This is a genomic window from Pseudomonas graminis (genome assembly GCF_001705435.1).
GTDB classification, from domain to species: Bacteria; Pseudomonadota; Gammaproteobacteria; order Pseudomonadales; family Pseudomonadaceae; genus Aquipseudomonas; species Aquipseudomonas graminis_B.
The window spans coordinates 23,814-50,803 of record NZ_MDEN01000052.1 but is presented as its reverse complement, the minus strand read 5'-3'; the positions used below and the strand labels follow the sequence as shown (position 1 = coordinate 50,803).

Here is a 26,990-nt window from a genome sequence, read left to right as displayed (position 1 = left end):
CTTGCTGGCTCCATAGCGTCTGCATCACCTTCATACCCATAAGAAAGGAGCAGGCCATGCGCGCCCTGGCTGCGTTGAGTCGTTTTGTCGGTAATACCTTCGCGTACTGGGTGCTGCTGTTTGCTGTGCTGGCGTTCCTGTTCCCGTCCTGGTTCATTGGCCTCAAGTCGTACATCGTGCCGTTGTTGGGGCTGGTGATGTTCGGCATGGGCCTGACCCTCAAGCTTGATGATTTTTCTGAAGTCGTGCGCCACCCCTGGCGCGTGGCTCTGGGGGTGGTCGCGCATTTCGTGATCATGCCCGGCGTGGCCTGGCTGCTTTGTCAGCTGCTCCACCTGCCGCCGGAAATCGCCGTGGGCGTGATTCTGGTCGGCTGCTGCCCGAGCGGCACATCGTCCAACGTCATGACCTGGCTGGCGAAAGGTGACCTGGCGCTGTCGGTGGCCATCGCCGCCGTGACCACCCTCCTCGCCCCGCTGCTGACCCCGGCGCTGATCTGGCTGCTGGCGTCGGCGTGGCTGCCGGTGTCCTTCATGGAGATGTTCTGGTCGATCCTGCAATTGGTGATGCTGCCGATCGTGCTGGGCGTCATCGCTCAACGTCTGCTGGGCGCCAAAGTGAGCTTTGCCGTCGACGTGCTGCCGCTGGTGTCGGTGGTGAGTATCGTGATGATCGTCTGCGCGGTGGTGGCAGCGAGTCAGGCGAAGATTGCCGAATCGGGACTGCTGATCATGGCCGTGGTGATCCTGCACAACAGCTTCGGCTTTTTGCTGGGCTACTTCACCGGCAAGCTGTTCAAGCTGCCGCTGGCCCAGCGCAAATCGCTGTCTCTGGAAGTCGGCATGCAGAACTCAGGCCTCGGCGCCGCACTGGCCGCCGCGCACTTTTCGCCACTGGCGGCGGTGCCAAGCGCACTGTTCAGCGTCTGGCACAACATTTCCGGCGCGTTGCTTTCGACGTACTTCCGGAAGATGACGCCGGATGCGGTGGTTGGGGCAGAGAAGCCGATTGTAGGTTGACTGGCCGCGCAGCTGGCTTGCTCTTTGTGGTGAGATTCCCGGTCACCCACAAGTCGTCCAGCAGATGCGATCCATGTGGGAGTGAGCTTGCTCGCGAAGACGGTATTCCTACCGCTGAAGGGTTAGCGGATGTACCGACCTCTTCGTGAGCAAGCTCACTCCCACAGGATCGTGTTTGCTGCGCGAAAACGTGGCGTCTGAACGATCGGGAATCTCCGCAAGGTAATTACGGCAGTTTGAAAAATATCGGGGTTCTGACTACCGCACCGCACCCCGCAATTCCGCCACCCGCTCACGCACCAGCGCCGGCTGCGATTGCTCACCCGTCAACGCTGGCCCGGCCACCAACGTCACGCGCGACCACAGCCGGCGGAATACGCCCTTGTTCGGGTCGCGGCTGAAGAAGCTGCCCCACAACCCCTGCAAAGCCAGCGGAATCACCGGCACGTCGGTCTCCTGCAAGACCCGGGTCATGCCGCTTTTGAAGGTGTCGATCTCGCCGTCGGTGGTCAGCTTGCCTTCCGGGAAGATGCACACCAGCTCGCCTTCCTTGAGGTAATGGGCGATGCGTTCGAACGCTGTGTCGAACACCGCCTTGTCCTCCTTGATGCCGGCAATCGGGATCGCGCCCGCCGTGCGGAACACGAAATTCAGCACCGGCAGATTGAAGATCTTGTAGTACATGACGAAGCGGATCGGCCGGCGCACCGAGCCGGCGATCAACAGCGCGTCGACGAACGAGACATGGTTGCAGACCAGCAATGCCGCGCCCTCATCCGGAATCAGGTCGAGGTCGCGATGCTCCACGCGGTACATGGAGTGGCTGAGCAGCCAGATCATGAAGCGCATGGTGAACTCGGGCACGATTTTGAAGATGTAGGCGTTGACCGCGATGTTCATCAGCGACACGACGAGGAACAGCTGCGGAATCGACAGTTTCGCCACGCTCAGCAGGATGATCGAAACAATCGCCGAGACCACCATGAACAGCGCGTTGAGGATGTTGTTGGACGCAATGACCCGCGAGCGCTCTTTCTCCGGCGTGCGTGACTGGATCAGCGCGTACAGCGGCACGATGTAAAACCCGCCGAAGACGCCGATGCCGAGGATGTCCAGCAACACCCACCACGCTTGCCCGTAACCCAGAATCGCCAGCCAGTTGTTGGCCTGCACGTTCTGTGGGAAATCACCGGAATGCCACCACAACAGCAGGCCGAACACGGTGAGGCCCATGGAGCCGAACGGCACCAGACCGATCTCCACCTTGCGCCCGGACAGTCGCTCGCAGAGCATGGAACCGGCGGCGATGCCGATGGAGAATACGGTCAGAATCAGGGTGACGACGGTTTCATCGCCGTACAGAAACTCCTTGGCGTAGGCCGGGATCTGCGTCAGATAAATCGCCCCGACGAACCAGAACCACGAGTTGCCGACGATGGAACGCGACACCGCTTTGGTCTGGCCCAGGCCGAGTTTCAGGGTGGCCCAGGATTCGCTGAAGATGTTCCAGTTCAGGCGCATGTCCGGCGAAGCGGCGGCTGCCGGCGGAATGCCCCGGCTGGCGAGATAACCCAGGCAGGCCACCGAGACCATCGCTGCGGCCACGATGGGCGCGTAATGGGTCGCCGACATCATGACCCCGGCGCCGATGGTGCCGGCCAGGATCGCCAGAAACGTGCCCATTTCCACCAGGCCGTTGCCGCCCACCAGTTCGTTTTCATGCAGGTGCTGCGGCAGAATCGAGTACTTCACCGGCCCGAACAGCGCCGAGTGGGTGCCCATGGCGAACAGTGCCGCCAGCATCAGCGACAGGTGATTGAAGAGAAAACCGGTGGCCCCCACCACCATGATCACGATCTCCAGGACCTTGATCATGCGGATCAGTTTGTCCTTGGGGTATTTCTCGCCAAACTGCCCGGCCAGCGCCGAGAACAAGAAGAAAGGCAGGATGAACAGCAAGGCGCAGAGGTTGACGTAGATGGACCGGTCGCCGTCGATGCTCAGCTTGTAGAGAATGGCGAGGATCAGCGACTGCTTGAAGATATTGTCGTTGAACGCCCCGAGGGACTGGGTCACGAAAAACGGCAGAAAGCGCCGCTTACCCAACAAACTGAACTGCGACTGACTCATCTTCCCTGGTCCTGAGTGGCGCCGGTGCCGGCTTACGGATGGGAACGCCGAACGGCGGTTCCGGGCCACATTGAAGACGACACCGGCGGCAAAGTCGAGCATGCGCTCCAACGGATAGCCCGTTAGAGCGCGCGAGCGTTATTTACCGTGAGGCAGCGATGCACGGCGAAACGAACAGCTTGCCGTTATAGGCGCCGCTCAGGGTGCGCTTCATGATCATCAGCCACAGGGCTGCCAATGCAGCGACGAGCATGCTGCCGAGGGCTGAAAAGAATCCCAGATGAAGTACAGCGCCCAGTTTGAGGGTGGTCAGCGCGAACACACCCAGCGGAAAGGTAAACCCCCACCAGCCCAGGTTGAACGGGATGCCGTTGCGCAGATAACGGGCGGTGATCAGCAGCGCCATCAGGCACCACCACACGCCGACACCCCATAAAATCACGCCACCAATAAGGCCAAGGCCCGAGGCGATTTCGCCGACGCCGGGCAAGCCGTTGGCGTCGAAGATCGGCGGCGAATCGGCGCCCAGCACGATCAAACCGAATGCACCGGTGCTGATCGGCCCGAGGGCCAGCCAGCTCGACGCGGCCATGCTTTCGTGGGGCAATTTGTGCAGGGCCATGCGCAGCAACAGGATGGTCAGGATGCTGAACGCCGCCGGCACCGACATCGCCCACAGCACGTAGCTGGTGATGAGCACGCTGAATTGGCTGTGACTGTCGGCCAGATGCGGCGCCAGCAGCCCGCCGCTCACCGCCGCCACTTCGCAGGCGACAAGGGGCAGAAGCCAGACGGCGGTCATCTGATCGATGCGGTGTTCCTGGCGGGTGAACATCAGAAACGGGATGAGCACGCCGCAGGCCAGGGACATCGCCACGTCCAGCCACCACAACAGCTCGGCGAACGGCAGCACGGCATCGCCCCAATGCGGCAGGCCGAAGGTGAGCAACCCGTTAATAAGGGTCGCCAGGCCCATGGGAATCGTGCCGAAAAACATCGACACCGTGGAATGCCCGAACACCCGCCGCGCCTCGTCGAAAAACATCACCCAGCGGGCGATATAGAGCGCACTGAAGGTCAGGAACAGGACGATGTTCAGCATCCACAAGGCTTCGGCCAGCTGGAACAGACCGGGGATGGTCACCGGAAGCTGCACCAGCACCGCCGAGAGAATGCCAGTGCCCATGGTCACGGCGAACCAGTTGGGGGTGAATTGGCGGATGACTTCCCGAGGGTGACTCAGTTGGCTGAAGGGTCTTTGCGGGATGAACATGGCGTGGGTCATGGCGGGCTCCTGTCCTCGTGTGAGGTGGTACCCATAGTAGGACGGCAGCTGATATCGAATAAGCGGGTAATTTAGCTATACCTCATAGATTTCCCCGATATGGAGGCCACAACCGTTCTGCGCCCCTGCGACACCGCGCCGCTCAGACCTTGGTCGTAACAGACGAACCCCACGCGGCGTGCGAGACTGTCCGGCCGGCGAAGGATCGCCACCGAAACCGCTAGCCGCTTGCCTCCGGAGTTCCCATGTCGCTGTCCAGCGGGCTGATCGCTGCCGTCGCCCTGGCCTATATGGCCATCATGTTCGCCATCGCCTTTTACGGTGACCGTCGCAGCACCCCGCTGCCGCCGCGCCTGCGCGCCTGGGTGTACAGCCTGTCGCTGGCGGTTTACTGCACCAGCTGGACGTTTTTCGGCTCGGTCGGCCAGGCGGCCGAACAACTCTGGTCGTTTCTGCCGATCTACCTCGGGCCGATCCTGCTGTTGCTGCTGGCGCCCTGGGTGCTGCAGAAAATGGTGCTGATCAGCAAGCAGGAAAACATCACCTCCATCGCCGACTTCATCGCCGCCCGCTACGGCAAGTCGCAAACCCTCGCCGTCGTCGTCGCGCTGATCTGCCTGATCGGCGTGCTGCCCTACATCGCGCTGCAACTCAAAGGCATCGTGCTGGGGGTGAACATTCTGATCGGTGCCGGCGCCGACGCCACCGGCACTCGCGCCCAGGACACCGCACTGATCGTCTCGCTGGTGCTGGCGCTGTTCACCATCGTCTTCGGCACGCGCAACCTCGACGCCACCGAGCACCACCGCGGCATGGTCCTGGCGATCGCCTTCGAGTCGCTGGTCAAGCTGTTCGCGTTTATGGCCGTCGGCGCGTTCGTGACGTTTGGCCTGTACGACGGTGTGGATGACCTGTTCAACCAGGCCATGCTCGCGCCGCGCCTGGAGGAGTACTGGAAAGAAACGGTCAACTGGCCGTCGATGGTGGTGCAGACCGGCGTCGCCATGATGGCGATCATCTGCCTGCCCCGGCAGTTTCACGTCACCGTGGTGGAGAACATCGAGCCCGAAGATTTGCGCCTGGCCAAATGGGTGTTCCCTGCCTACCTGCTGCTCGCAGCCGTTTTCGTGGTGCCGATTGCGCTCGCCGGGCAGATGCTGCTGCCCGCCTCGGTGCTGCCGGACTCATTCGTGATCAGCGTGCCGCTGGCCCATGCACACCCGGCGCTGGCGATGCTGGCGTTCATTGGCGGCGCATCGGCCGCCACGGGGATGGTCATCGTCGCCAGCGTCGCGCTGTCGACCATGGTCTCCAACGACATGCTGCTGCCGTGGCTGCTGCGGCGCAAAACCGCCGAGCGTCCGTTCGAGGCGTTCCGCTACTGGATGCTTTCGGTGCGCCGGGTCAGCATTGTGGTCATCCTGCTGCTCGCCTACGTCAGCTATCGCCTGCTGGGATCGACTGCGAGCCTGGCGACCATCGGCCAGATCGCCTTCGCCGCCATCACGCAATTGATGCCGGCGATGATCGGCGCGCTGTACTGGAAGCCGGCCAATCGACGCGGTGTGTTCGCCGGGCTCGCTGCCGGGGTGTTCATCTGGTTTTACACGCTGGTGCTGCCGATCATCGCCCACAGCATGGGGTGGTCGCTGAGCAGTTTTCCGCTGTTGGCATGGCTGCACAGCAACCCGTTCAATCTGCCGATCAGTCCGCTGACCCAGGGCGTGGTCCTGTCGATGATCGGCAACTTCGCGTTGTTTGTGTGGGTCTCGCTGCTGTCGCGAACCCGCGTGTCGGAACACTGGCAGGCGGGCCGTTTTATCGGTCAGGAATTGCAGGCGCGGCCCAACAACCGCTCGCTGCTGGCGGTGCAGATCGAAGACTTGCTCAAGCTCTCGGCGCGTTTTGTCGGCGAAGAGCGCGCGCAGCAGAGCTTCATCCGCTTCGCCTACCGCCAGGGCAAAGGCTTCAACCCCAACCAGAACGCCAACGGCGACTGGATCGCCCACACCGAACGCTTGCTGGCGGGGGTGCTGGGCACGTCGTCGACACGGGCGGTGGTCAAGGCGGCGATTGAAGGCCGCGACATGCAACTCGAAGACGTGGTGCGCATCGCCGACGAAGCCTCCGAAGTGCTGCAGTTCAACCGCGCCCTGCTGCAAGGCGCCATCGAAAACATCACCCAGGGCATCAGCGTGGTGGATCAATCCCTGCGACTGGTGGCCTGGAACGCGCGCTATCTGGAGCTGTTCAATTACCCGGAAGGCCTGATCAGCGTGGGACGGCCCATCGCCGACATCATCCGCTACAACGCCGAGCGCGGTTTGCTCGGGCCTGGTGAAGCGGAGGTGCACGTCGCCCGGCGGCTGCACTGGATGCGCCAAGGCCGCGCACATACGTCCGAGCGGTTGTTTCCCAATGGCCAGGTGATCGAGCTGATCGGCAACCCGATGCCCGGCGGCGGCTTCGTGATGAGCTTCACTGACATCACCGCCTTCCGCGAGGCCGAGCAGGCGCTCAAGGGCGCCAACGAAAGCCTTGAGCAGCGCGTGGCCGAGCGGACGCGGGAGCTGTCGCAGTTGAACACGGCGTTGACCGAAGCCAAGGCCCATGCGGAAGCGGCCAATCAGTCGAAAACGCGCTTTCTCGCCGCCGTCAGCCATGACTTGATGCAGCCCATGAATGCCGCGCGTTTGTTCTCCGCGGCCCTGCTGCACAACGATGACAATGTGCCGGCGGAAGCGAAACAGCTGATCCATCATCTGGACAGCTCGCTGCGTTCGGCCGAAGACCTGATCAGCGACCTGCTGGATATTTCGCGTCTGGAGAACGGCAAGTTCACGCCGACCATCACGCCGTTCGCGCTGAATAATCTGTTTGAAACCCTCGGCGCCGAATTCAAGGCCCTCGCTCAGGAGCAGGGCCTGGACTTCCGCGTGCGCGGCAGCACATTGCGTGTGGCCAGCGACGCCAAACTGCTGCGGCGGGTGCTGCAGAACTTCCTGACCAATGCGTTTCGTTACGCCAAGGGGCCGATTCTGCTGGGGGTGCGGCGCCGTAACGGGCAACTGAGCCTGGAAGTGTGGGACCGGGGGCCGGGTATTCCCGAGGACAAGCGGCAGGTGATTTTCGAGGAGTTCAAGCGGCTGGACAGCCACCAGACCCGCGCCGAGAAGGGCCTGGGTTTGGGGCTGGCGATTGCCGACGGCTTGTGCCGCGTGCTCGGTCACTCGCTGGAAGTGCGTTCGTGGCCGGGTCAGGGCAGCCTGTTCAGCGTTACGGTGCCGCTGGCGCCTGCGTTGCCGACGCCGGCCGCTGCGCCGACCGAACCTGTGCGCGCCGCGCTGAACGGCACACAGATTCTGTGCGTCGACAACGAAGACAGCATCCTGATCGGCATGAACAGCCTGCTGAGCCGCTGGGGGTGTCAGGTCTGGACGGCGCGCAATCGCGAGGAATGCCAGACGCTGCTCAGCGACGGCGTTCGCCCGCACCTGGCCTTGGTGGATTACCACCTGGACCACGGCGAGATCGGCACCGAACTGATGGCGTGGCTGCGTACGCAATTGGGCGAGCCCGTCCCCGGCGTCGTCATCAGCGCCGACGGCCGCCCGGAGCTGATCGCCCAGGTACACGCCGCCGGCCTGGAATACCTCGCCAAACCGGTGAAACCCGCAGCGCTGCGGGCATTGTTGAGTCGGCACGTGCGGCTGGGTTGACCCTGACCGCAGCCTCGGGACGGTTGACGCTATTCAACCTTCCTGAACACAAACACCAACCCCACCACAATCAGCACCATCCCCAGCAAACTCACCAGCGCGAGGCGGTTGCCGTAGATCAGGTAATCCATGATCGCGGTGACGCCGGGCACCAGGTAAAACAGGCTGGTGACGTTGACCAGATTGCCCTGGGCGATCAATCGGTAGAGCAGGAACGTCGCGAGCACCGACACCACCAGCCCCATGTAGAGCACCGGCACGTAGAAGCCGATGCTGTGCTCGAAATGAAAGGGCTGAAACGGCACGAACACCGCACATACCACCGTCCCCGCGAGGTATTGCACAGGCAGCGTGCCGAGGGGGTTGTCGGTGATGCGTTTCTGCATGATCGAACCTCCGGTCATGCTCAACATGCCGAGCACGCCGAACGCCATGCCGGCGAGCGATCCGCCGTCGCCGATACCTTTCCAGACCACCAGCACCAGACCCGCCAGCCCCAGACCAAGGCCAAACATGCGGGACGTCGAACGGCTGCGCTCGACCAGCACGGCCGTGAGAATCGGTTGCACGCCCATGATCGTGGCCATGACGCCGGGCGCGACTTTCAGGTCCAGCGCCAGCAGGTAGCAGATCTGATAAGCCCCCAGCAGCACAGCGCCCGTCAGCAACGCGAAGCCCATCGAGGCTCGTGTGGCGGGAAGCTTGTAACCCAACGCGGGGATCAGAATCGCCAACGCCACAAGCGCCAGCAGGAAACGGAACAGTAGAAATGCAAACGGTGAAGCGTGGGTCAGGCCCCACTTGGAAACAATCGCGCCGCTGCTCCAGAGCAGGACGAAAAGCGTCGTCGTGGCCATCGAGGCCAGGGCTTTATGAGCAAACATGAGTCACCTGTGATTCAGACAGAATCGGACCCGGCACGTACCGGATTCACGGAAGTTTTGCGGGCGTTTGCAGGCCTGGACCGACAGCGTTTAGGCGGTCGATCAGCCGAGCACAACGACCCCTGGCGGTGCAACAGCGCACACGACAGGACTATTCACAGGTGGGGGTGGCGGGTAACGCGTGATGAAGACGAGTTGCAGGCAGTCGCGCGGTTCCGCAACAGCGCGAGCCGTGGCGGATAAAGCAAACCGGGTGCTGGATGCAGGCATCGTGCTTATCTTCTGAAAGGGAAGGACTGGATGACGCCAAGTGGGGCGGCAACGAGGCCGACTATAACCAGCGACCGGTGCCTTGTGCAATGTCATAAGTCGACGTCGTTGACAGCTCCAACGCGGAACTGCCAGGACAGCAAAAAGCGCCGCCGCGCAGGGTGCGACGGCGCTCGACAAAACCGTTTGTTCAGCCGAACAGCCAGTAGCCCAGCAGCGTCAGTACGACCACCGCCAGCACCGGACGAAGGATGCGATACGCCTTGGGGTTGGCGCGTTTGAACTGCTTGACCTTGCCGCTGAAGCTGTTGCTGAAGCGTTTGCTGAAGGCATAGGCCTGATTGATCCCGCCAACGCGTTCGTCATCGGTGTTCTGCGGCGCAGTGGCACGGCCCAGAAACGCGCTGACGCGGCGGTTGACAGCGGTCATGAAGCGATTGCTCAGCGGTCGCTCGATGTCGCAGAACAGAATCACGCGGGTGACGTCGGTTTCGTTCTTGACCCAGTGCACGTAGGTTTCGTCGAACATCACGTCATCACCGTCGCGCCAGGCATACACCTGACCGTCGACAAAGATGCGGCAATCGTCAGAGTTCGGCGTCGACAGGCCCAGGTGATAACGCAGGGAGCCGGCGAACGGGTCACGGTGCGGATTCAGATGGCTGCCGCCGGGCAATAGAGCAAACATTGCGCCTTTTACGTTGGGAATACGGCTGACCAGTTCAACCGTCTTCGGGCACAGCGCCTCGGCGGACGGCAGCGGCTTGTCGTACCACTTCAGGTAAAAACGCTTCCAGCCTTTCTTGAAAAACGAACCGAAACCCGCGTCGTTGTCCTTGGCGGCGGCACGGATATAGCCTTCGTCGAACAGGTGCATGGCTTCGTCGCGGATGGTTTCCCAGTTGTCGCGCAGCACGTCCAGCTCAGGAAACTTGCTGCGGTCCAGATACGGCTTGGACGGCACGCTGGAGAACAGGTACATCAAGGCGTTATAGGGGGCGAACAGTGCGGAGTGATTCACGAACTGGCGCAATACCGGCAAACGCGCCTTGCCGCGCAGATGCACGTACAGCGTGCTGCCGACAAACAGCAGCAGAATCGCCGCTTTGACAGCAAAAGAAAGGGTCATGAAACTCTCCTTGAAACAGGGCCGAACCGCGCGGCCCGAAGCTTACGCCGCTGAAACCGCCGCCGGATGATCTGGGACAATCTTCCGGCGGGTTTCGAATGGCGGCCATCATAAGCTTTAGTCCGCCGGGTAAAAAGCCGAAGCCGCGGCGCACACGATTATTGCGTCAGCTCGCGTTCAGTAAACAGGTCGCTGAAGAGCATGCTCGACAAGTAACGCTCACCGGAATCCGGCAGCACGACCACGATCGTCTTGCCCTGCATTTCCGGTTTCTCGGCCATTCGCACCGCTGCGTGCATGGCCGCGCCGCAGGAGATACCGCAGAGAATCCCCTCCTCCTGCATCAGCCGCAGGGCCATGGCCTTGGCCTCTTCATCACTGACCAGCTCGACGCGATCAACAATCGAAAGGTCGAGGTTTTTCGGGATAAAACCCGCGCCAATACCCTGAATCTTGTGGGGGCTGGGTTTGATCTCTTCACCGGCCATCGCCTGGGTGATGATCGGCGAGCCCATGGGTTCGACGGCCACCGAGATAATCGGCTTGCCCATGGCGTTTTTGATGTAGCGCGAGACGCCGGTGATCGTGCCGCCCGTGCCGACACCTGCGACCAGCACGTCGATGGCGCCGTCGGTGTCGTTCCAGATTTCCGGTCCGGTGGTCTTCTCGTGAATGGCCGGGTTGGCCGGGTTCTCGAACTGCGCCGGCATGAAGTACGTGGCAGGGTCACTGGCGAGCAACTCTTCGGCCTTGGCGATGGAGCCTTTCATGCCCAGCGCCGGCTCGGTCAGCACCAGTTCGGCGCCCAGGGCCTTGAGCACCTTGCGCCGCTCTATACTCATCGAGGCCGGCATGGTCAGGGTCAGCTTGTAGCCACGGGCTGCGGCGACGAACGCAAGGCCGATGCCGGTATTGCCGGAGGTGGGTTCGACGATGGTCATGCCGGGCTTGAGTTTACCGCTGCTTTCGGCGTCCCAGATCATGTTCGCGCCGATCCGGCACTTCACGGAATACCCCGGATTACGCCCCTCGATCTTGGCCAGAATGGTGACCCCGCGCGGCGCGATGCGGTTGATCTGCACCAGTGGCGTGTTGCCGATGGAATGGGCGTTATCTGCGTAAATACGGCTCATGACCGGGTCCTTGTGCAGGTTTGGAAAAGCTCAAAGCCTATGCCTTGAGCCGGTGCAACGTCCAGTCGAAGCGAACCGATCACATCGCCAGCAGTCAACAAAGCTACGTTACTGGAGGGTGGAGACATGAAACGTCGTTACAGCTGGCCGTTATGGACAATTGTTGGCTTGGTGGTGTTGCTGATCGCAGTCCACATCGCGCTGCCCTACGTGGTGCGCAATTACCTCAACGAAAAACTCGCCGACATGGGCGACTACCGCGGTCAGGTCACCGACGTGGACCTGGCCCTGTGGCGCGGGGCGTACCGCATCAACGGCCTGAAAATCGTCAAGGTCGATGGCAAGGTGCCCGTGCCTCTGCTGGATGCGCCGGTCATCGACCTCGCCGTCAGCTGGCACTCGCTCTGGTACGACCATGCGGTGGTCGCCGAGGTCGCGTTTGTCAGCCCTGAACTCAACTTCGTCGACGGTGGCCCGGACAAGCGCCAGTCCCAGACCGGTGCCGGTACTGACTGGCGTGCTCAGTTGAACAAGCTGCTGCCGATCACCCTCAACGAGCTGCGCATTCAGGACGGCAAGATCACGTTCAGCAACTTCAATTCGACGCCGAAAGTGAAAATCGATGCCGACAACATCAACGCCAGCATCTACAACCTGACCAACGTCGAAGACAAAGCCGGCAAGCGCGATGCCCGCTTCGAGGGCAAGGCCATGCTGCTGGGCCATGCGCCACTGGAAAGCACAGCGACCTTCGACCCGTTCAGCCTGGAAGATTTCGACTTCAAGCTGCGCGCGACCGGTATCCAGCTCAAGCGCCTGAACGACTTCGCGTCGGCCTACGGAAAATTCGACTTCAACGCGGGCGACGGCGATGTGGTCATCGAAGCCCAGGCCACCAACGGCCAGCTCAGTGGCTATATCAAGCCCCTGCTGCGCAACGTCGATGTATTTGACTGGCAGCAGGACGTTGAGAACCAGAACAAAGGCTTCTTTCGCTCGATCTGGGAAGCGGTGGTCGGCGGCAGCGAAACGGTGCTCAAGAACCAAGTGAAGAACCAGTTCGCCACCCGCGTCGAACTCAGCGGCAGTGTCCACAAACAAGACATCAGCGCGTTTGAAGCGTTTTTACAGATCCTGCGCAATGCCTTCGTAAAGGCGTTCAATACCCGCTACGACAGTGGCAAGAGCGAGGCGAAATAAACGCAGCGTTTTGACTGGCGCATCCCTGTAGGAGTGAGCTTGCTCGCGAAGCGTTTAGTCAGCGATGACCTTGATCGCTGACACGCCTCCCTCGCGAGTCAGCTCACTCGCCACTTTCGGCTGCCCCCTTGTCAACGCGGTTCTCTTTGGCAACTCCATAGGCCGCACGCTTCTCGGCCAGCAACACACCGTTCTCCGCCTGATTCTGCAATGCATCCCACCCCAGACACGCCAGCGCCAACGTGCGCGGTGCGGCCTCGCTGCCGTTGGTGTAGCGGGTGATGCTTCGCGTGCTGACGCCCAGTGCCTCGGCCGCCAAGGCCAGCGGCAACCCGGTGCGCGCGCGCCAGCCGATGAAGATCCGTGTGTTCTCGTCGGTGGCAGCCTGCGCCTTGGCGTCCAGGTAAAGAGTGTCGGCGCCGATCTGGATGTCGGGCCCGGCCCACTCCACGGTCCAGCCGTCGTCGCCGATCTGCGCCTGCTTGAACACGCTCGGATCCTTGAGCGGTTGCAGCCCCCGGATTGCCGCGATGTCGCCGCTCAGGTCGAGGACGTACGTCACGTCGTTGATGAATGTCAGCGCCAATTTTTGATGAGCCAGCGCCTCTGCGGTTTTGAGGCGTGGGCGTTTCATGGATGCCATCGTTTCCATTCCTCCAGCAATTCTGTTTGGTGGGCCCTTACCCATTCGAGCGCCTCCCTGAGTACGGCGGCCGGGGCGTGGCCAAGCATGGGTTCAACCAACTGCAGACAGATCAACACATCCAGCCCGCCACCGGTGAGGTGCACGTGAGGCGGCAGGTGATCCTTTTCCCGCAGTTGAATTCTGTATTTGTCCCTGAATCTGTGTTTGGTCGACATGGCCTGCAAGGTATAGCTATTTTGGCGATACCTCAATGACGGTTACAATTTTCTGCCCGGTCAGACCGTGACGCCCCATTCAGATACTGAATAAACCGTCTGCGTTCACAGTCGCGCGGGGCGCGCGGTATAGTCGCTGCATTCTTTGCGCCCTATCTTGCGCGATTCAGGCCACGGGTCTGTCCGCCTTGTTCGAGGATTTTCCCGATGAAATTCGAAGGCACCCACGCCTACGTCGCCACTGACGATCTGAAGCTTGCGGTCAATGCCGCCATTACCCTGGAGCGCCCGCTGCTGGTCAAGGGCGAGCCCGGGACCGGCAAGACCATGCTCGCCGAGCAACTGGCCGAATCCTTCGGCGCCCGGCTGATCACCTGGCACATCAAGTCGACCACCAAGGCCCATCAGGGCCTGTACGAGTACGACGCGGTCAGCCGCCTGCGCGACTCGCAGCTGGGCGTCGACAAAGTCCAGGACGTGCGCAACTACCTGAAGAAGGGCAAGCTCTGGGAAGCCTTTGAATCCGAAGAGCGGGTCATTCTGCTGATCGACGAGATTGACAAGGCGGACATCGAATTCCCCAACGACTTGCTGCAAGAACTCGACAAAATGGAGTTCTACGTTTACGAGATCGACGAGACGATCAAGGCCAAAAAGCGCCCGATCATCATCATTACGTCCAACAACGAAAAAGAACTGCCGGACGCCTTCCTGCGCCGCTGCTTCTTCCACTACATCGCGTTCCCCGACCGCAGCACGCTGCAAAAGATCGTCGACGTGCATTACCCGAACATAAAGAAGGACCTGGTCAGCGAAGCCCTGGACGTGTTTTTCGACGTGCGCAAAGTCCCGGGCCTGAAGAAAAAACCTTCGACATCCGAACTGGTGGACTGGCTCAAACTGCTGATGGCCGACAACATCGGCGAAGCCGTGCTGCGCGAGCGCGACCCCACCAAAGCCATTCCGCCGCTGGCCGGTGCCCTGGTCAAGAACGAGCAGGACGTGCATTTGCTTGAACGCCTGGCGTTCATGAGCCGTCGCGGCAATCGCTGAGCCTTTTCTGGTCAAGCTTATTTAGATCAAGGGCGGGACGCCGACTATGTTGCTCAACCTGTTCAACGAAATGCGTGCGGCCAAAGTGCCGGTTTCGTTGCGTGAACTGCTCGACCTCATCAACGCGCTGAAGCAGCGCGTGACGTTCGCTGACATGGACGAGTTCTACTACCTGTCGCGCACGATTCTGGTGAAGGACGAGCGCCATTTCGACAAGTTCGACCGGGCGTTTGGCGCGTATTTCAATGGCCTGGAAAAGCTCGACGATCACTTGCAGGCGCTGATCCCCGAGGACTGGCTGCGCAAGGAGTTCGAGCGTTCGCTGACCGCTGAAGAGCGCGCGCAGATCCAGTCGCTGGGTGGCTTGGACAAGCTGATCGAAGAATTCAAGAAGCGTCTGGAAGAGCAAAAGGAGCGCCACGCCGGCGGCAATAAATGGATCGGCACCGGCGGCACCAGCCCGTTCGGCTCAGGCGGTTACAATCCCGAGGGGATTCGGGTGGGCGACGCCGGCCAGCGTCAGGGCAAGGCCGCGAAGGTTTGGGATCAACGCGAGTACAAGAATCTCGACGACGGGGTTGAACTGGGCACGCGCAACATCAAAGTGGCGCTGCGGCGCCTGCGCAAATTCGCGCGCCAGGGTGCGGCGGACGAGCTGGACATCGACGGCACCATCGATCACACCGCCCGCGACGCCGGCCTGCTGAACATCCAGATGCGCCCGGAACGTCGCAACACCATCAAGCTGTTGCTGCTGTTCGACATCGGCGGCTCCATGGACGCCCACGTGAAGATCTGCGAGGAACTGTTCTCGGCCTGCAAGACCGAGTTCAAGCACATGGAGTATTTCTACTTCCATAACTTCGTTTACGAGTCAGTGTGGAAGAACAACCAGCGCCGCACCTCTGAGCGCACGGCCACCCAGGACCTGCTGCATAAATACGGCGCCGAATACAAAGTGATCTTCATCGGCGACGCCGCCATGGCGCCCTACGAAATCACCCAGCCGGGCGGCAGCGTCGAGCACTGGAACGAGGAAGCGGGTTACGTCTGGATGCAGCGGTTCATGGGCAAGTTCAAGAAGATCATCTGGATCAATCCGTACCCCAAAGATGCCTGGGCCTACACCACCTCCACCAACATCGTGCGGGACTTGATCGAAGACCAGATGTACCCGCTGACGTTGCGGGGGTTGGAAGAAGGGATGCGGTATCTGGCGAAGTGATGCCGAGCCCGTAGGAGCGTGGCTTGTCCCGCGATCGGCGACGCAGTCGTCGTAAAACCGGATTGTGGCGTACATCAGGCGGAACGCATCTTCCAATTGCTGCCGGTTCCCGGCAGATCGCGGGACAAGCCACGCTCCTACAGCGGACGGCGGACGAGATTCTGGAATCCCACCTGCTCCCGATGCGCCACGTCCTGCACCACTGCCCTCATCCGCACCACACTCCCCGGAAGTTTCTGCGCCAGCCGCGCCAGTGACAGCGGCGTCAATGCGCCGAGCCTCGGGTAGCCACCGATGGTCTGGCGGTCGTTGAGCAGGACGATCGGCTGACCATCCGGCGGGACCTGGATGGCGCCCAGCGGAATGCCTTCGGAGATCATCGGTTTGCCTTGGTAAACCAGCTCCGGCCCCAGCAGGCGCATGCCCATGCGGTCGGCGCGGCTGTCGAGGGTCCAGTCGCTGTTAAACGCATCGAACAGACTCAGCCCGCTGAACTGGCCGATTTGCGCGCCCAGCACCAAGTCCAACGGACGCTGATCGGAAAGGTCGGGGATGAGGTGATCAGGCAGCGCGTGAAGCTCAAATGACGCCCCCGCATAAGTCAGTTGATCGCCTTGAGCCAGCGCTTTGCCATTTCCTTCGAGCCCACCCAACCCTTCGCGCGTGACGGTAGCGCAGCTGCCGAGCACATCGACCGCCGCAAATCCGCCGGGCGCGGCGAGATACGCGCGGGCACCGGTGATGGGCCGGATAAAACGCAGTTGCTGGCCTTTGCGAATGAAGAAACTGCGCCACGGCGCAATCGGGCGATCGTTGAGCATGGCACCCAGATCTGCACCGGCCAGCGCCAGGCAGCAGTCGGACTCGGCCAGCAGCGTCAGACCGCCCAGCGTCACTTCGATAACGGCAGCATCCAGCGCGTTGTTCAGAAGTTTGTTGGCCCACGACATCGACACCCAGTCCAGCGCCCCACCCTGGGTGACGCCGAGGTGTCGCACGCCAAACCGGCCCGCGTCCTGCAACAGGCACAGCGGCGTGCTGCTTTTCACCGTCAACGCGCTCATGCCAGGCCCTCCAGCGGCGTGTCGTCGCCGCCCAGACGCATGAACTCGGCGTGATCAATGGCGGCAAAACGTACGGTGTCGCCGGGCTGCATCAGGCTGCAGCCGTCGATTTCGCGATCAAACAGTTTGGCAGGTGTGCGCCCGAGGATGTTCCAGCCGCCGGGCGACTCCAGCGGGTAGGCCGCGGTTTGCCGTTCGGCGATGCCGACACTTCCCGCGGCAACGCGCTTGCGGGGTGTCTTGATGCGCGGTGCGGCGAGGCCTTCTTCCACCAGCCCCATGAACGCAAACCCCGGAGCGAAGCCCAGGGCGAAGACCTGATACTCGCGCTGGCTGTGGCGGCGAATCACATCTTCCACCGACAGCCCGCTGCGCCTGGACAACAGGCTCAACTCGGGCCCGACGCTGAGGTCGTACCAGACCGGCAACACATGCTGTCGACCGCTTTGGGCGGCGTCGGGTGTGAGGTCTTTCAGCGCATCGGTAATGATCGCCCGAGCCTGTGTCGGACTCAACGCCAACAGATCGTAATGCACCATCAGCGTGGTGTAGGACGGCACCAGATCAATCAATTGCGCAGCGAAACCCTCGCGCAGACGCATCGTCGCGGCGAGCATCCACGGCATGTTGGCCTCGTCGATGGCGTCGAACAGGCGGACCATCAGGCAGTCGATGGCGACGACTTCGATGCGCAGGTTCACGGGGCCGACGGTCCGGCGTCAGTGCCGTTCAACGCCTGACGAATGCGCTGGACCGCGTCGATGGAACTGGCGTTGTCACCGTGCACGCACAAAGTGTGTGGTTGCAGCCGCAGCTCGCTGCCATCGCTGGCGATCAAGGCTTCGCCTCGGGACAAGGTCATGGCCTGAGCGATGATGACCTCGGCATCGTGATGCACCGCGCCGGGAAGGTTGCGCGAGACCAGACGCCCCACATTGTCGTAGGCCCTATCGGCAAAGGCCTCGAACCACAGCGTGATGCCGAATTCATCGGCGATGGCTTGCGCCGCGGAATTGTCGCGCATGGCCAGCAGCATCAGCGGCAGTTCGGCGTTGTAGCGGGCGATGGCCTCGATAACGGCGCGCAGTTGCGTCGGGTTGGCCATCATGTCGTTGTACATCGCGCCGTGGGGTTTGACGTAGCTGACGTGGCTGCCTTGAGCCCGGCAAACGCCGTCGAGCGCGCCGATCTGGTAATGCAGCAGGTCTTGAATCTCCTGCGGCGAACAGGCCATCGAGCGACGACCGAAACCCACCAGATCCTGATAAGCCGGGTGCGCGCCGATGGTGACGTTGCTGGCCAGCGCCAGCGCGACGGTCTTGCGCATGACGCTCGGGTCGCCGGCGTGGAAGCCGCAGGCGATGTTGGCGCAATCGATGTAGGGCATGACCTCGGCGTCCAGACCCATGGTCCAGGCGCCGTAGCTTTCGCCGATATCACAATTCAATAACAGGCGGCTCAAATGCGTGACTCCTGTGCGAACGAAACGGGGAGAAGCTCGAGTGTACGCGCGGGGTTGTCAGGTTGGCAGCGCGGGACACGGGGCTGTGCGTTGGGGGCATTCTTCGGCGCGGATGGCCGAAGCGTCCAACTAATTAAAGCGCGGGGGGAGGATAAGAAAAAGTGAACGGTGCGGAGGATCTTCGCTGAATGGTATGGCCCCTTCCCGGCTGAAGCCGGTCCTACGGGTGCGCGGGGTGTCTAGAAAAAATGCCTTCACAGCTGAAGCCGGTCCCAGGCGCGCCGCGGGGTGTCTGCTAAATCGCCTTCCCGGCTGAAGCCAGTCCTACGAAGTACCCACAACTGTAGGACCGGCTTCAGCCGGGAAGGCGTCAGTAGCATCACTGCCCAATCAAGCGGGTGCCGGCAATGAGCATCAACGCCAGTCGCGCCCCACCGGTCGCACGTGATGCCGACCCACAAACACCCAGTCAATGAACACCACAATGCTTTCGATGACCAGCGAAAACAGCAGCGCGCACAGCAGGCCCCAGCCGATGACTTCCGGCGACAACAGCACCTGCCAGGTATAGCCATTCCAGGTTTCGTCGCGGATGCCGGTGTCGGCGGCGGTCAGCACATGCCAGGCGCGGGAGTACCACGGGCCTTGCAGCGCCAGCCATTCACGGTCGAGGGTCTGATTGCGGGTGAGCAGGTTGCTGATGTTGTCAGCGTCGGTGCGGAACACCGGATCATCGCTGCTGCGGTAATGCTGGATCAGGGCCTGCACGTCGCCATTGAAGAACCGCTGGGCGGTTTCGGTATAACCGCGCAGGCTTTGTTGCGCTTCCAGCATGTGCGCTTCGACGCGCTTGCTGTAATCGCTGATGAAGCCTGGAATCTGCACGCCTATCAACAGGCCTGCCGTGAACAACACCAGTCGCAGGTAGCTTCGCAGCATAGATCCCTCTCTCTCAGGCCGAGCCTTCGGCAACGCATTCGCCGCGGCGCCAAAGACTCCAGTGACCCGGCTCGTAGCGGTTCCAGGTCTCGTTTTCGGTAAGCGGCTCGGTGGCAATCACCGTCACCACATCGTTGGGCGTGGTTTCCGCCTGGAAATCGACGATGACGTCGACGTCTTTCAGGCGCGCCGGGCCAAACGGGGCGCGGCGGGTGATGTGCACCAGCTTGGTCGAACAGTAGCAAAACAGCCAGTCGCCATCACTGAGCAGTGCGTTGAATACGCCTTTGCTGCGGTATTCGTTGCAGGCCTCGACCAGAGTCGGCAGCAACTGCTCGATCTCCACGGGCTCGGGAAACGCTTCACGCACCCGGTTGAGCAGGTCGCAGAACGCCGCTTCACTGTCGGTATCGCCCACTGGCCGATAAAACGTGGCACCGGGGTGAAAATCCGCGAGCTGACCGTTATGGGCGAAACACCAGTTGCGCCCCCACAGTTCGCGCACAAAAGGATGGGTGTTGGACAGACAGACCTTGCCGACGTTGGCCTGACGAATGTGGCCGATGACCACTTCGCTCTTGATGGGGTAACGCTGGACCAGTTGCGCAACTTCCGACTCGCTGCTCGCGGCAGGGTCCTGAAACAGGCGCAGGCCACGGCCTTCGTAGAAACCGATGCCCCAGCCGTCGCGGTGCGGACCGGTACGGCCGCCGCGCTGCATCAGCCCGGTGAAGCTGAACACGATGTCCGTCGGTATGTTGGCACTCATGCCCAGAAGTTCACACATGCTCGGGTCTCGGTGCGTTGAAGCACGCGTCTGGGAGGATGCCGGTGATCATCACAGTTTGGGTTCGACGCGATAGCGGCCGCTCGGCGCAGGTGCTGGCGATGCCGCCGGCGACGGGCTGGCGAAGCGTCCTGCAGGCTGGTCCGCGTAAGGCTCGTCGTGTTCCTTCTGCTCGGCGGCAGCCTGTGCAGCGGCAGCTTCGGCGTGGGCCAGACGGGCTTTTTTCTTGCGCAGGAACGGCAAGCTGATCAAGGCGTAAACCAAGTAGAGGCCCAGCGCGACGGCGCCGTAAGTGGCGAGGTCGAGCACGGCGCGCCAGACGTTGTTGCCGACTTTCAGCGCCAGATCCAGCACGCTGATCGCCAGCGCCGGGGCGTATTGATCCTTGGCCGGATCGACGATGGTCGGGCAGAACAACAGCACGGCGCCGATCACGCGCAGGGGTTCGCGCAGGTAGCGCCACATCCAGCCGGTCAGCTTGAACCACACCAACAGACAGCCCAACGCGGCGAACGCGTAAAGGCCCCAGGCAATCAGATAGTCGTTGTCGGTCATGACGTCCGTGGTAAGGCAGGTAAAGAGGCGCTTATGATAACGACTTTTCACCAGCCCGGCTTCCCCGGCTTCAGTTATCGGTCCGCCGCGTGTCCAGCACCGGGCAGCGCGACCGATCCCTTTTAAATGAGCCCACGTGAGAGAGCCCAGCATGCCTTCCGCCCCACACACCTCCACCGCCCCCGTCGCCCGCAAGGCTGACGGCGTTGACCCGTACGACTGGCTGCAAAACCGCGACACCGATGAAGTGCTCGATTACCTCAAGGCCGAGAACGCCTGGCAGGAAAAGCAGCTCGCCGAACTGCAGCCGTTGCGCGAAACCCTGTTCCAGGAGATCAAGGGCCGCATCCTCGAAACCGATCTGTCCCTGCCCTCCCCCTGGGGCCCGTATCTTTATTACACCCGGACCACCGAAGGCGACGAATACGCCCGTCACTACCGCTGCCCGCGTCCGGCCGATGACTCCCAGACCCTCGACGAAAGCGCTGAGGAGCTGCTGCTCGACCCGAACGAACTGGCGGGCGGTGGCTTCTTCTCCCTCGGCGCGTTCAGCATCAGCCCCGACCATCGGCGCCTGGCCTACAGCCTCGACACCAGCGGCGAGGAGGTTTATCAGCTGTACGTCAAAGAGCTGAGCAGCGGCGCGGTCAGCAGCCTGCCGTTCGAAGACTGCGACGGCAGCATGACCTGGGCCAACGACAGCCAGACGCTGTTCTTCGGCGAACTGGACGACACCCATCGCCCACACAAGCTGTATCGCCACAAACTGGGCGAACAATCCGCCGAGCTGGTGTTCAGCGAGCCCGACGGGCGCTTCTTCCTGCATTGCTATCGCAGCAGCTCGGAGCGGCAGTTGATCGTGGGGCTGGACAGTAAAACCACCAGCGAGGCCTGGGTGCTGGACGCGGGCACGCCCGAGCAGGCGTTCGTGTGCATGGCACCGCGCAGCGAAGGCCACGAGTATTCGGTGGACCACGGATTGATCGAGGGCGAATGGAGCTGGGTGATCCGCAGCAATCAGGACGGCATCAACTTTGCGCTGTACCACGCGACTGAAAAGACCGATGGCATCCCGCAACGGGGCGACTGGCAGAACCTGATTGCCCACAGCGAGACGGTCATGCTCGATGGCTTCAGCCTCAACGCCAAAGGCCTGACCTTGAGCCTGCGCGAAGGCGGCCTGCCGATTGTCGAAGTACATCCCCAAGGCCTGCCGGCGTATCGCGTGCAACTGCCGGATGCAGCGTACAACCTGTACGTGCAGGACACCCTTGAGTTCGACAGCGACACGATTCGCCTGCGCTATCAGTCGCTGAATCGTCCGCCGCAGGTATGGCAATTGTCGCTGGCGACCGGGGAACAGGTCGTACTCAAGGAAACGCCCGTACTGGGTGTGTTCGACGCCGATGCCTACGTCAGCCAGCGGTTGTGGGCGACGGCCGCCGACGGTACGCAAGTGCCGATCAGCCTGGTGGTCAAGCGCGAGCTGGCGGGTCAGACCGTTCCGCTGTATCTCTACGGCTATGGCGCGTACGGCGAGAGCCTGGACCCGTGGTTTTCCCATGCGCGACTGAGCCTGCTCGATCGCGGCATCGCTTTCGCCATCGCCCATGTGCGCGGCGGCGGTGAGCTGGGCGAAGCCTGGTACCGCAACGGCAAGCAGGAGCACAAGCAGAATACCTTCAGCGACTTCATCACCTGCGCCGAACACTTGATCGCGGAGAACATCACCACTGCCGAGCAACTGGTCATTAGTGGCGGCAGCGCCGGCGGCCTGTTGATTGGCGCGGTGGTCAATCAGCGTCCGGAGCTGTTCAAGGCGGCCATTGCTGAGGTGCCGTTCGTCGATGTGCTGAACACCATGCTCGATCCCGATCTGCCGCTGACCGTCACTGAATATGACGAATGGGGTAATCCGCAAGAGCCGGATGTTCACGCGCGGATCAAGGCCTATGCGCCTTATGAAAATGTCACGGCACAGGATTATCCGGCCATGCTGGTGATCGCGGGCTATAACGACAGTCGCGTGCAGTATTGGGAGGCGGCCAAGTGGGTGGCAAAACTGCGTGATCTAAAAACCGACGATAACCTGCTGTTGCTCAAGACCGAACTGGGTGCAGGCCACGGTGGCATGAGCGGGCGCTATCAGGGATTGCGTGACGTAGCACTCGAATACGGATTTATTCTGAAAGTGCTGAATATGGCCTGACGAAATCTGCGCGAGTGGTGTGTCACATGGCAAGCCCCGGACGCTGTAAAGTCCGGGGCTGCTCTCACGCCAGCCAGTGCTTCACGCAATCTCCCTGAACACTCAACAAGAACTCGCCATGTCTACATTACTCAACAAAGAAATCCGCGACATGCTGATGGACTGCGGTCTGTTCATAGCCCTGACGCCTGCAGAATTCGCCGCCGCTGCGGGGTACTTCAGCATCAGCAGCATTGAAAAAGGCGACGCGATCTTCAACGAGGGCGACGCGGGCACGTTCATGTGCATTATTCATTCGGGCACGGTGTCGGTGCAGAAGCTCAACAGCGACGGCCAACCGGTGGAGACCGCCTTACTGCGCAGCGGCAGAGCGTTTGGCGAAATGGCGGTGCTGGACGGCGAACGCCGCTCGGCCACATGCATCGCCGCATCGTCGTGCTACCTGCTGAATCTGGGCAAGGATTCGCTGGAAAAGATGCTCAACGAGGCACCGAAAGTGGCGGCGAAGATCATCCGCGCGATCGCGGTGGCCATGTCGAAGCGGCTGCGCATGATGGACGGCCAGGTGGTGACGCAGCAGGATTGAGAGCGTCGAGCGTGAGTCAGGGACTGGGCTTGGCCGACGGCTGCAAGCCGGGCAATGGCTCATCGTCCTTTGGCGGACCTGGCTGGGGAATCTTCGGCAATAACGGCGGGTTGCCTTGCCCGCCTGCATGGGGAACGCCCGGCGGTGCCACTTGCGGGTACGGCGTTGGCGTCGCGGTGCCGGGCGAACCCTCGGAAGCCGCGATGGGCTCGGGTGTATTCAGAACAGGCTGCAGGCTCTCGGCAGACGCTTGCGACGCGCCGAGCACAGTGATGACAATCGTCAGTAGAATGGAGCACTTCATCGTTGGCCTCCCCTGCCAATCTTTCGCTTACCGCTCAGGCTACTCCTGCGCAACCCATCGCGCTCTGACAAATTGCGCTGCATGCGGCCCTACCCTTTTGACGAGTTATCCATGAAACGTTTTGTTCTGCTCGACACCACTCCGATCCCTGATGACGGCGGCGCCTTGTGCCTGTTCGAGTACGGCGAAGATTTTGTCATCAAGATACAGGGCGGCGACGGCGGCCAGTTGATGAACACGCGCATGCACGGCTCCGAAGACGCCCTGGCCGAAATACCGTGCAAGAAGGTCGCTGCCCGCCTTAACCCGCGGGTGCTGATCGGCGGATTGGGCATGGGCTTCACCCTGGCGTCGGCACTCAAGCACCTGGGCAAGAACGGCGAAGTAGTAGTCGCCGAGTTGGTGCCCGGCGTGGTGGAGTGGAACCGCAGCGCGCTGGGCGAGAAATCGGGCAATCCGTTGCAGGACCCGCGCGCCAAGGTGGTGGTACAGGACGTCGCTCAAGTGCTGAAAGCCGAACCCCAGGGCTTTGACGCGATCATGCTGGACGTCGACAACGGCCCCGAAGGCCTGACGCAAAAGTCCAACAGCTGGCTGTATTCGGCCGGCGGTCTTGCGGCCTGTGCCAGCGCGCTACGCCCAAAAGGCGTGCTGGCCGTGTGGTCCGCCAGCGCCGATGCGGCCTTCAGCGACAAACTGCGCAAGGCCGGTTTCAAGGCTGAAGAGGTCAAGGTCTACGCCCACGGCAACAAGGGCACACGGCATACCATCTGGATCGCTGAAAAACTGAAGGGCTGATCGACGGGCAAAGCGCTAGACTTGCCTGCATTGCTCTCCATCGCCAACAGAACACGAAACAGGTGACGCCATGAGTTCGGCCAACACGCCAACCAATACTTCCAAACTGGACCGCATCCTCGCCGATGCCCAGCGTGATCGCGAAATGGGTTACCGCGACAAAGCCCTGCGTATGTACCCCCACGTCTGCGGCCGCTGCGCCCGGGAATTTGCCGGTAAACGCCTCAGCGAGTTGACCGTTCACCACCGCGACCACAACCATGACAACAATCCCCAGGACGGCTCCAATTGGGAGCTGCTGTGCCTGTACTGCCACGACAACGAACATTCGCGCTACACCGATCAGCAGTACTTCTCGGAAAGCTCGACCAGCAGCCCGAAAGCCGCCAAGGCCACCCACAACCCGTTCGCCGCGCTGGCCGGGTTGATGAAGAAAGACTGAGGAATGAGCTGCAAGTTTTGAGCGGCAAGCGGCAAGTAAAAGCACAGCGGCGTCTGTCGGGCCACCGTTCACCGCCTCTTGCAGCTTAAAGCTTGAAACTTGCCGCTGCTTCTTTCCCCTATAATCCTGCGCTTTCTCTGATGAGCACCCTCCCCCGTGGCCAACAAACGCTATGCCTGCATCGGCTTGTTCAATCCCAAATCCCCGGAAAACGTCGGTTCGGTGATGCGCGCAGCAGGCTGCTATGGCGTGGCGTCGGTGTTCTATACCGGCAAGCGCTATGAGCGTGCGCGTGATTTCGTCACCGACACCAAAAAGATTCATCAGGACATTCCGCTGATCGGCATCGATGACCTGAGAAAGATCATCCCGCTGGGCTGCGTGCCGGTGGCCGTGGAATTGGTCGAAGGCGCACGGGCGCTGCCCGAGTACACCCACCCGGATCGCGCGATTTACATCTTCGGCCCGGAAGACGGTTCACTGGATAAGGAAATCCGCGATTGGTGCGAAGACGTGGTGTACATCCCCACGACGGGCTGCATGAACCTCGCCGCGACGGTCAACGTCGTGCTTTACGACCGCATGGCCAAAGGCATCAACACCCGCTCCGGCCCGCAGTTCGGACGGGAAACCGATCGCACCTGACGTCCGCGCGCTGACAAAACGCATTGAACAGTTTGCGCTGCTGACAGTCAGCTTTAAGGACCCTACCTTTCACGGAGAACGCATCATGAGCGACACCCCGATCATTGAACGCATCGAACGACCTTTGCACGATTACCCGGAGCAGAACGTACAGGGCTGGGAGCGAATTGGCTCACTGGCAGGTGGTGTACTGATGATGGGCAAGGGTCTGCGCCGCGGCGGGATCTTTGGTCTGGTGCAACTGGCAATCGGCGGTGCCGTTCTGGCCCGTGGCATTACCGGCCACTGCTCGGCCAAAGCGCTGATCGACAAAAGCCGCAGCGAGATGGACGTGGCCCGTTCGCGCATCGAAGAAGCCGGCGCCGAGCTGAGCAAGCTGAAGACCAAGGCTGAAGTCGCTGTAGAAGACGCTGTCGACACCGGCGCCGACGCGTTGAAAGGTCCGAAAGGCGTCTGATCCACGCTGCATCGCACGCAAGCTCGTGACGGCTGAACCGACAGCCCCACGAGCTTTTTGCTTTAGCCCGCACGAAAAATCAGATAATCCTCCCAGTCGTCCTCCGGCACGCTGCCTTCGCTGAGCATGCGGCCGGACTGAGAAATACGCTGCTTGTGCACCTGTTCCCGGTCCCCGCACACCAGGTGGTGCCAGAGCGGCAAGTCCTTGCCCTCGCTGACCAGCCGATAGCCGCAGGTGGGCGGCAACCACTTGAATTCATCAGCCTTTCCCGGCGTCAGCTGAATGCAGTCCGGGACCTGGGCGCGACGATTCGGGTAGTCAGTGCAGGCGCAGGTCTTCAGATCCAGCAGCTTGCAGGCAATGCGCGTGTAATAAACGCTGCCGTCGTCCTCGTCCTCGAGCTTTTGCAGACAGCACAAACCGCAGCCGTCACACAGCGACTCCCACTCGACTGCATCGAGCTGTTCAAGGGTTTTGCGTATCCAGAAGGGTTCTACGATGGCGGCCATGGTTCTCGCGCAAACAGCTGTGGGGCAATGAAAGGCCGCCAGTCTAGAGGCACAAGTCATTTGGGCCAAGCATTGGCGACTGTCGGTAAACGCGTTCCTCCGGCTGGACCTGCTTTGGCGGGGTAATGCGGTCCGCGAAACGCCGAGCCCGCGTCGGCCGCTGGCTGAACGGGCGGCTGAAGGGGATTTCAGTTTGTAAGGGCTGGACGCTGGGTTTTAGTGGGATCGGCTTTAGCCGGGAGGGCGTCGGCGGCACGCCGCAAACTGGATGGCGTACACACGGGCCTCTTCCCGGCTGAAGCCGGTCCCACTCATCGCTGTG

Annotated in this window: 26 protein-coding genes; 11 read left to right on the top strand and 15 right to left on the bottom strand. The window is 61.6% G+C overall.

The features are described from left to right. Positions 1-56: 56 nt before the first annotated feature. Positions 57-1,019 carry a bile acid:sodium symporter family protein gene (locus BBI10_RS03570; protein ID WP_065986823.1) on the top strand — a complete coding sequence of 321 codons (963 nt, stop codon included), beginning with the start codon at positions 57-59 and terminating at the stop codon, positions 1,017-1,019. Between the two features lie 258 nt (positions 1,020-1,277). Here BBI10_RS03570 and BBI10_RS03565 read toward each other — a convergent pair whose 3' ends face one another. Continuing rightward, positions 1,278-3,149 carry an MFS transporter gene (locus BBI10_RS03565; protein WP_065986822.1) on the bottom strand — a complete coding sequence of 624 codons (1,872 nt, stop codon included), beginning with the start codon at positions 3,147-3,149 and terminating at the stop codon, positions 1,278-1,280. Positions 3,150-3,291: 142 nt separating this feature from the next. Further along, on the bottom strand, positions 3,292-4,434 hold the full coding sequence (locus BBI10_RS03560; protein ID WP_065986821.1) for a TDT family transporter: 1,143 nt from the start codon (positions 4,432-4,434) through the stop codon (positions 3,292-3,294). Between the two features lie 245 nt (positions 4,435-4,679). On the opposite strand from BBI10_RS03560, the gene BBI10_RS03555 reads away from it, so the two are divergent. Next, complete coding sequence (locus BBI10_RS03555; protein ID WP_065986820.1) at positions 4,680-8,153, top strand: hybrid sensor histidine kinase/response regulator; 3,474 nt, start codon at positions 4,680-4,682, stop codon at positions 8,151-8,153. 29 nt (positions 8,154-8,182) lie between these two features. On the opposite strand, the gene BBI10_RS03550 is transcribed toward BBI10_RS03555, so the two are convergent. The 3 genes from BBI10_RS03550 to cysK all read right to left on the bottom strand — a co-directional run bounded on the left by BBI10_RS03550 (position 8,183) and on the right by cysK (position 11,569). Then, positions 8,183-9,037, bottom strand: a complete 855-nt coding sequence (locus BBI10_RS03550) for a DMT family transporter (RefSeq protein ID WP_065986811.1) — start codon at positions 9,035-9,037, stop codon at positions 8,183-8,185. A gap of 460 nt (positions 9,038-9,497) precedes the next feature. After that, entirely contained in the window at positions 9,498-10,436 is a 939-nt protein-coding gene (locus BBI10_RS03545; protein WP_065986809.1) for an aspartyl/asparaginyl beta-hydroxylase domain-containing protein, read from the bottom strand. A 158-nt stretch (positions 10,437-10,594) separates the two neighbouring features. After that, the gene (gene cysK / locus BBI10_RS03540) at positions 10,595-11,569 is read right to left on the bottom strand and encodes a cysteine synthase A (protein WP_065986807.1); all 975 of its coding nucleotides are present in this window, start codon (positions 11,567-11,569) and stop codon (positions 10,595-10,597) included. A 126-nt stretch (positions 11,570-11,695) separates the two neighbouring features. On the opposite strand from cysK, the gene BBI10_RS03535 reads away from it, so the two are divergent. After that, complete coding sequence (locus tag BBI10_RS03535; RefSeq protein WP_065986805.1) at positions 11,696-12,769, top strand: DUF748 domain-containing protein; 1,074 nt, start codon at positions 11,696-11,698, stop codon at positions 12,767-12,769. A 103-nt stretch (positions 12,770-12,872) separates the two neighbouring features. Here BBI10_RS03535 and BBI10_RS03530 read toward each other — a convergent pair whose 3' ends face one another. Together BBI10_RS03530 and BBI10_RS03525 are read right to left on the bottom strand one after the other, a co-directional pair. Further along, positions 12,873-13,403 (bottom strand): DUF2442 domain-containing protein, encoded by a 531-nt coding sequence (locus BBI10_RS03530; RefSeq protein ID WP_065986803.1) that lies wholly within the window; start codon positions 13,401-13,403, stop codon positions 12,873-12,875. Beyond that, positions 13,400-13,630 carry a DUF4160 domain-containing protein gene (locus tag BBI10_RS03525; protein ID WP_065986801.1) on the bottom strand — a complete coding sequence of 77 codons (231 nt, stop codon included), beginning with the start codon at positions 13,628-13,630 and terminating at the stop codon, positions 13,400-13,402. Before BBI10_RS03525 ends, BBI10_RS03530 begins: the two co-directional genes overlap by 4 nt. Positions 13,631-13,837: 207 nt before the next feature. Here BBI10_RS03525 and BBI10_RS03520 point away from each other — a divergent pair, with 207 nt between their 5' ends. Together BBI10_RS03520 and BBI10_RS03515 are read left to right on the top strand one after the other, a co-directional pair. Then, a complete protein-coding gene (locus tag BBI10_RS03520; RefSeq protein WP_065986800.1) occupies positions 13,838-14,683 on the top strand; it encodes an AAA family ATPase in 846 nt (281 codons plus the stop codon). A gap of 46 nt (positions 14,684-14,729) precedes the next feature. Continuing rightward, positions 14,730-15,908, top strand: a complete 1,179-nt coding sequence (locus BBI10_RS03515; RefSeq protein ID WP_065986798.1) for a vWA domain-containing protein — start codon at positions 14,730-14,732, stop codon at positions 15,906-15,908. Positions 15,909-16,045: 137 nt separating this feature from the next. Here BBI10_RS03515 and BBI10_RS03510 read toward each other — a convergent pair whose 3' ends face one another. From BBI10_RS03510 to BBI10_RS03485, 6 genes are all read right to left on the bottom strand, one after another. Continuing rightward, positions 16,046-16,972 (bottom strand): biotin-dependent carboxyltransferase family protein, encoded by a 927-nt coding sequence (locus BBI10_RS03510; protein WP_065986796.1) that lies wholly within the window; start codon positions 16,970-16,972, stop codon positions 16,046-16,048. Continuing rightward, positions 16,969-17,673 carry a 5-oxoprolinase subunit B family protein gene (locus tag BBI10_RS03505; RefSeq protein WP_065986794.1) on the bottom strand — a complete coding sequence of 235 codons (705 nt, stop codon included), beginning with the start codon at positions 17,671-17,673 and terminating at the stop codon, positions 16,969-16,971. Before BBI10_RS03505 ends, BBI10_RS03510 begins: the two co-directional genes overlap by 4 nt. Continuing rightward, complete coding sequence (locus tag BBI10_RS03500) at positions 17,670-18,434, bottom strand: 5-oxoprolinase subunit PxpA (RefSeq protein ID WP_065986791.1); 765 nt, start codon at positions 18,432-18,434, stop codon at positions 17,670-17,672. The genes BBI10_RS03505 and BBI10_RS03500 overlap by 4 nt, the downstream gene beginning before the upstream one ends. Positions 18,435-18,848: 414 nt before the next feature. Beyond that, the gene (locus BBI10_RS03495; protein WP_065986789.1) at positions 18,849-19,373 is read right to left on the bottom strand and encodes a DUF2937 family protein; all 525 of its coding nucleotides are present in this window, start codon (positions 19,371-19,373) and stop codon (positions 18,849-18,851) included. 13 nt (positions 19,374-19,386) lie between these two features. Next, on the bottom strand, positions 19,387-20,160 hold the full coding sequence (locus BBI10_RS03490) for a class II glutamine amidotransferase (protein ID WP_065986787.1): 774 nt from the start codon (positions 20,158-20,160) through the stop codon (positions 19,387-19,389). Positions 20,161-20,211: 51 nt separating this feature from the next. Further along, the gene (locus BBI10_RS03485) at positions 20,212-20,715 is read right to left on the bottom strand and encodes an MFS transporter (RefSeq protein ID WP_065986786.1); all 504 of its coding nucleotides are present in this window, start codon (positions 20,713-20,715) and stop codon (positions 20,212-20,214) included. Positions 20,716-20,866: 151 nt separating this feature from the next. Between BBI10_RS03485 and BBI10_RS03480 the strand changes: the two genes are divergently transcribed. Further along, positions 20,867-22,924, top strand: a complete 2,058-nt coding sequence (locus BBI10_RS03480; RefSeq protein ID WP_065986785.1) for a S9 family peptidase — start codon at positions 20,867-20,869, stop codon at positions 22,922-22,924. 118 nt (positions 22,925-23,042) lie between these two features. Further along, positions 23,043-23,510, top strand: coding sequence for a Crp/Fnr family transcriptional regulator (locus BBI10_RS03475; protein ID WP_065986784.1), 468 nt, complete (start codon positions 23,043-23,045; stop codon positions 23,508-23,510). A gap of 16 nt (positions 23,511-23,526) precedes the next feature. Here the strand turns inward: BBI10_RS03475 and BBI10_RS03470 are convergent, their stop codons facing one another. Further along, the gene (locus BBI10_RS03470; RefSeq protein ID WP_065986782.1) at positions 23,527-23,814 is read right to left on the bottom strand and encodes a hypothetical protein; all 288 of its coding nucleotides are present in this window, start codon (positions 23,812-23,814) and stop codon (positions 23,527-23,529) included. Between the two features lie 111 nt (positions 23,815-23,925). Here BBI10_RS03470 and BBI10_RS03465 point away from each other — a divergent pair, with 111 nt between their 5' ends. From BBI10_RS03465 to BBI10_RS03450, 4 genes are all read left to right on the top strand, one after another. Beyond that, positions 23,926-24,612, top strand: coding sequence for a spermidine synthase (locus BBI10_RS03465; RefSeq protein ID WP_065986781.1), 687 nt, complete (start codon positions 23,926-23,928; stop codon positions 24,610-24,612). Between the two features lie 70 nt (positions 24,613-24,682). Then, a complete protein-coding gene (locus tag BBI10_RS03460) occupies positions 24,683-25,054 on the top strand; it encodes a YajD family HNH nuclease (protein ID WP_065986779.1) in 372 nt (123 codons plus the stop codon). Between the two features lie 156 nt (positions 25,055-25,210). Continuing rightward, positions 25,211-25,699 carry an RNA methyltransferase gene (locus BBI10_RS03455; RefSeq protein ID WP_065986778.1) on the top strand — a complete coding sequence of 163 codons (489 nt, stop codon included), beginning with the start codon at positions 25,211-25,213 and terminating at the stop codon, positions 25,697-25,699. 85 nt (positions 25,700-25,784) lie between these two features. Continuing rightward, positions 25,785-26,156, top strand: coding sequence for a YgaP family membrane protein (locus BBI10_RS03450; protein ID WP_065986777.1), 372 nt, complete (start codon positions 25,785-25,787; stop codon positions 26,154-26,156). 62 nt (positions 26,157-26,218) lie between these two features. Here BBI10_RS03450 and BBI10_RS03445 read toward each other — a convergent pair whose 3' ends face one another. Beyond that, positions 26,219-26,668 (bottom strand): YcgN family cysteine cluster protein, encoded by a 450-nt coding sequence (locus tag BBI10_RS03445; protein ID WP_065986776.1) that lies wholly within the window; start codon positions 26,666-26,668, stop codon positions 26,219-26,221. Between the last annotated feature and the right edge of the window lie 322 nt (positions 26,669-26,990).

Excerpts from the sequence above, each read along its gene's own strand:
- BBI10_RS03570 (WP_065986823.1), top strand. The coding sequence starts at position 57 with ATGCGCGCCCTGGCTGCGTTGAGTCGTTTTGTCGGTAATACCTTCGCG.
- BBI10_RS03565 (WP_065986822.1), bottom strand. The coding sequence starts at position 3,149 with ATGAGTCAGTCGCAGTTCAGTTTGTTGGGTAAGCGGCGCTTTCTGCCG.
- BBI10_RS03560 (WP_065986821.1), bottom strand. The coding sequence starts at position 4,434 with ATGACCCACGCCATGTTCATCCCGCAAAGACCCTTCAGCCAACTGAGT.
- BBI10_RS03555 (WP_065986820.1), top strand. The coding sequence starts at position 4,680 with ATGTCGCTGTCCAGCGGGCTGATCGCTGCCGTCGCCCTGGCCTATATG.
- BBI10_RS03550 (WP_065986811.1), bottom strand. The coding sequence starts at position 9,037 with ATGTTTGCTCATAAAGCCCTGGCCTCGATGGCCACGACGACGCTTTTC.
- BBI10_RS03545 (WP_065986809.1), bottom strand. The coding sequence starts at position 10,436 with ATGACCCTTTCTTTTGCTGTCAAAGCGGCGATTCTGCTGCTGTTTGTC.
- cysK (WP_065986807.1), bottom strand. The coding sequence starts at position 11,569 with ATGAGCCGTATTTACGCAGATAACGCCCATTCCATCGGCAACACGCCA.
- BBI10_RS03535 (WP_065986805.1), top strand. The coding sequence starts at position 11,696 with ATGAAACGTCGTTACAGCTGGCCGTTATGGACAATTGTTGGCTTGGTG.
- BBI10_RS03530 (WP_065986803.1), bottom strand. The coding sequence starts at position 13,403 with ATGAAACGCCCACGCCTCAAAACCGCAGAGGCGCTGGCTCATCAAAAA.
- BBI10_RS03525 (WP_065986801.1), bottom strand. The coding sequence starts at position 13,630 with ATGTCGACCAAACACAGATTCAGGGACAAATACAGAATTCAACTGCGG.
- BBI10_RS03520 (WP_065986800.1), top strand. The coding sequence starts at position 13,838 with ATGAAATTCGAAGGCACCCACGCCTACGTCGCCACTGACGATCTGAAG.
- BBI10_RS03515 (WP_065986798.1), top strand. The coding sequence starts at position 14,730 with ATGTTGCTCAACCTGTTCAACGAAATGCGTGCGGCCAAAGTGCCGGTT.
- BBI10_RS03510 (WP_065986796.1), bottom strand. The coding sequence starts at position 16,972 with ATGAGCGCGTTGACGGTGAAAAGCAGCACGCCGCTGTGCCTGTTGCAG.
- BBI10_RS03495 (WP_065986789.1), bottom strand. The coding sequence starts at position 19,373 with ATGCTGCGAAGCTACCTGCGACTGGTGTTGTTCACGGCAGGCCTGTTG.
- BBI10_RS03490 (WP_065986787.1), bottom strand. The coding sequence starts at position 20,160 with ATGTGTGAACTTCTGGGCATGAGTGCCAACATACCGACGGACATCGTG.
- BBI10_RS03485 (WP_065986786.1), bottom strand. The coding sequence starts at position 20,715 with ATGACCGACAACGACTATCTGATTGCCTGGGGCCTTTACGCGTTCGCC.
- BBI10_RS03480 (WP_065986785.1), top strand. The coding sequence starts at position 20,867 with ATGCCTTCCGCCCCACACACCTCCACCGCCCCCGTCGCCCGCAAGGCT.
- BBI10_RS03475 (WP_065986784.1), top strand. The coding sequence starts at position 23,043 with ATGTCTACATTACTCAACAAAGAAATCCGCGACATGCTGATGGACTGC.
- BBI10_RS03470 (WP_065986782.1), bottom strand. The coding sequence starts at position 23,814 with ATGAAGTGCTCCATTCTACTGACGATTGTCATCACTGTGCTCGGCGCG.
- BBI10_RS03465 (WP_065986781.1), top strand. The coding sequence starts at position 23,926 with ATGAAACGTTTTGTTCTGCTCGACACCACTCCGATCCCTGATGACGGC.
- BBI10_RS03460 (WP_065986779.1), top strand. The coding sequence starts at position 24,683 with ATGAGTTCGGCCAACACGCCAACCAATACTTCCAAACTGGACCGCATC.
- BBI10_RS03450 (WP_065986777.1), top strand. The coding sequence starts at position 25,785 with ATGAGCGACACCCCGATCATTGAACGCATCGAACGACCTTTGCACGAT.
- BBI10_RS03445 (WP_065986776.1), bottom strand. The coding sequence starts at position 26,668 with ATGGCCGCCATCGTAGAACCCTTCTGGATACGCAAAACCCTTGAACAG.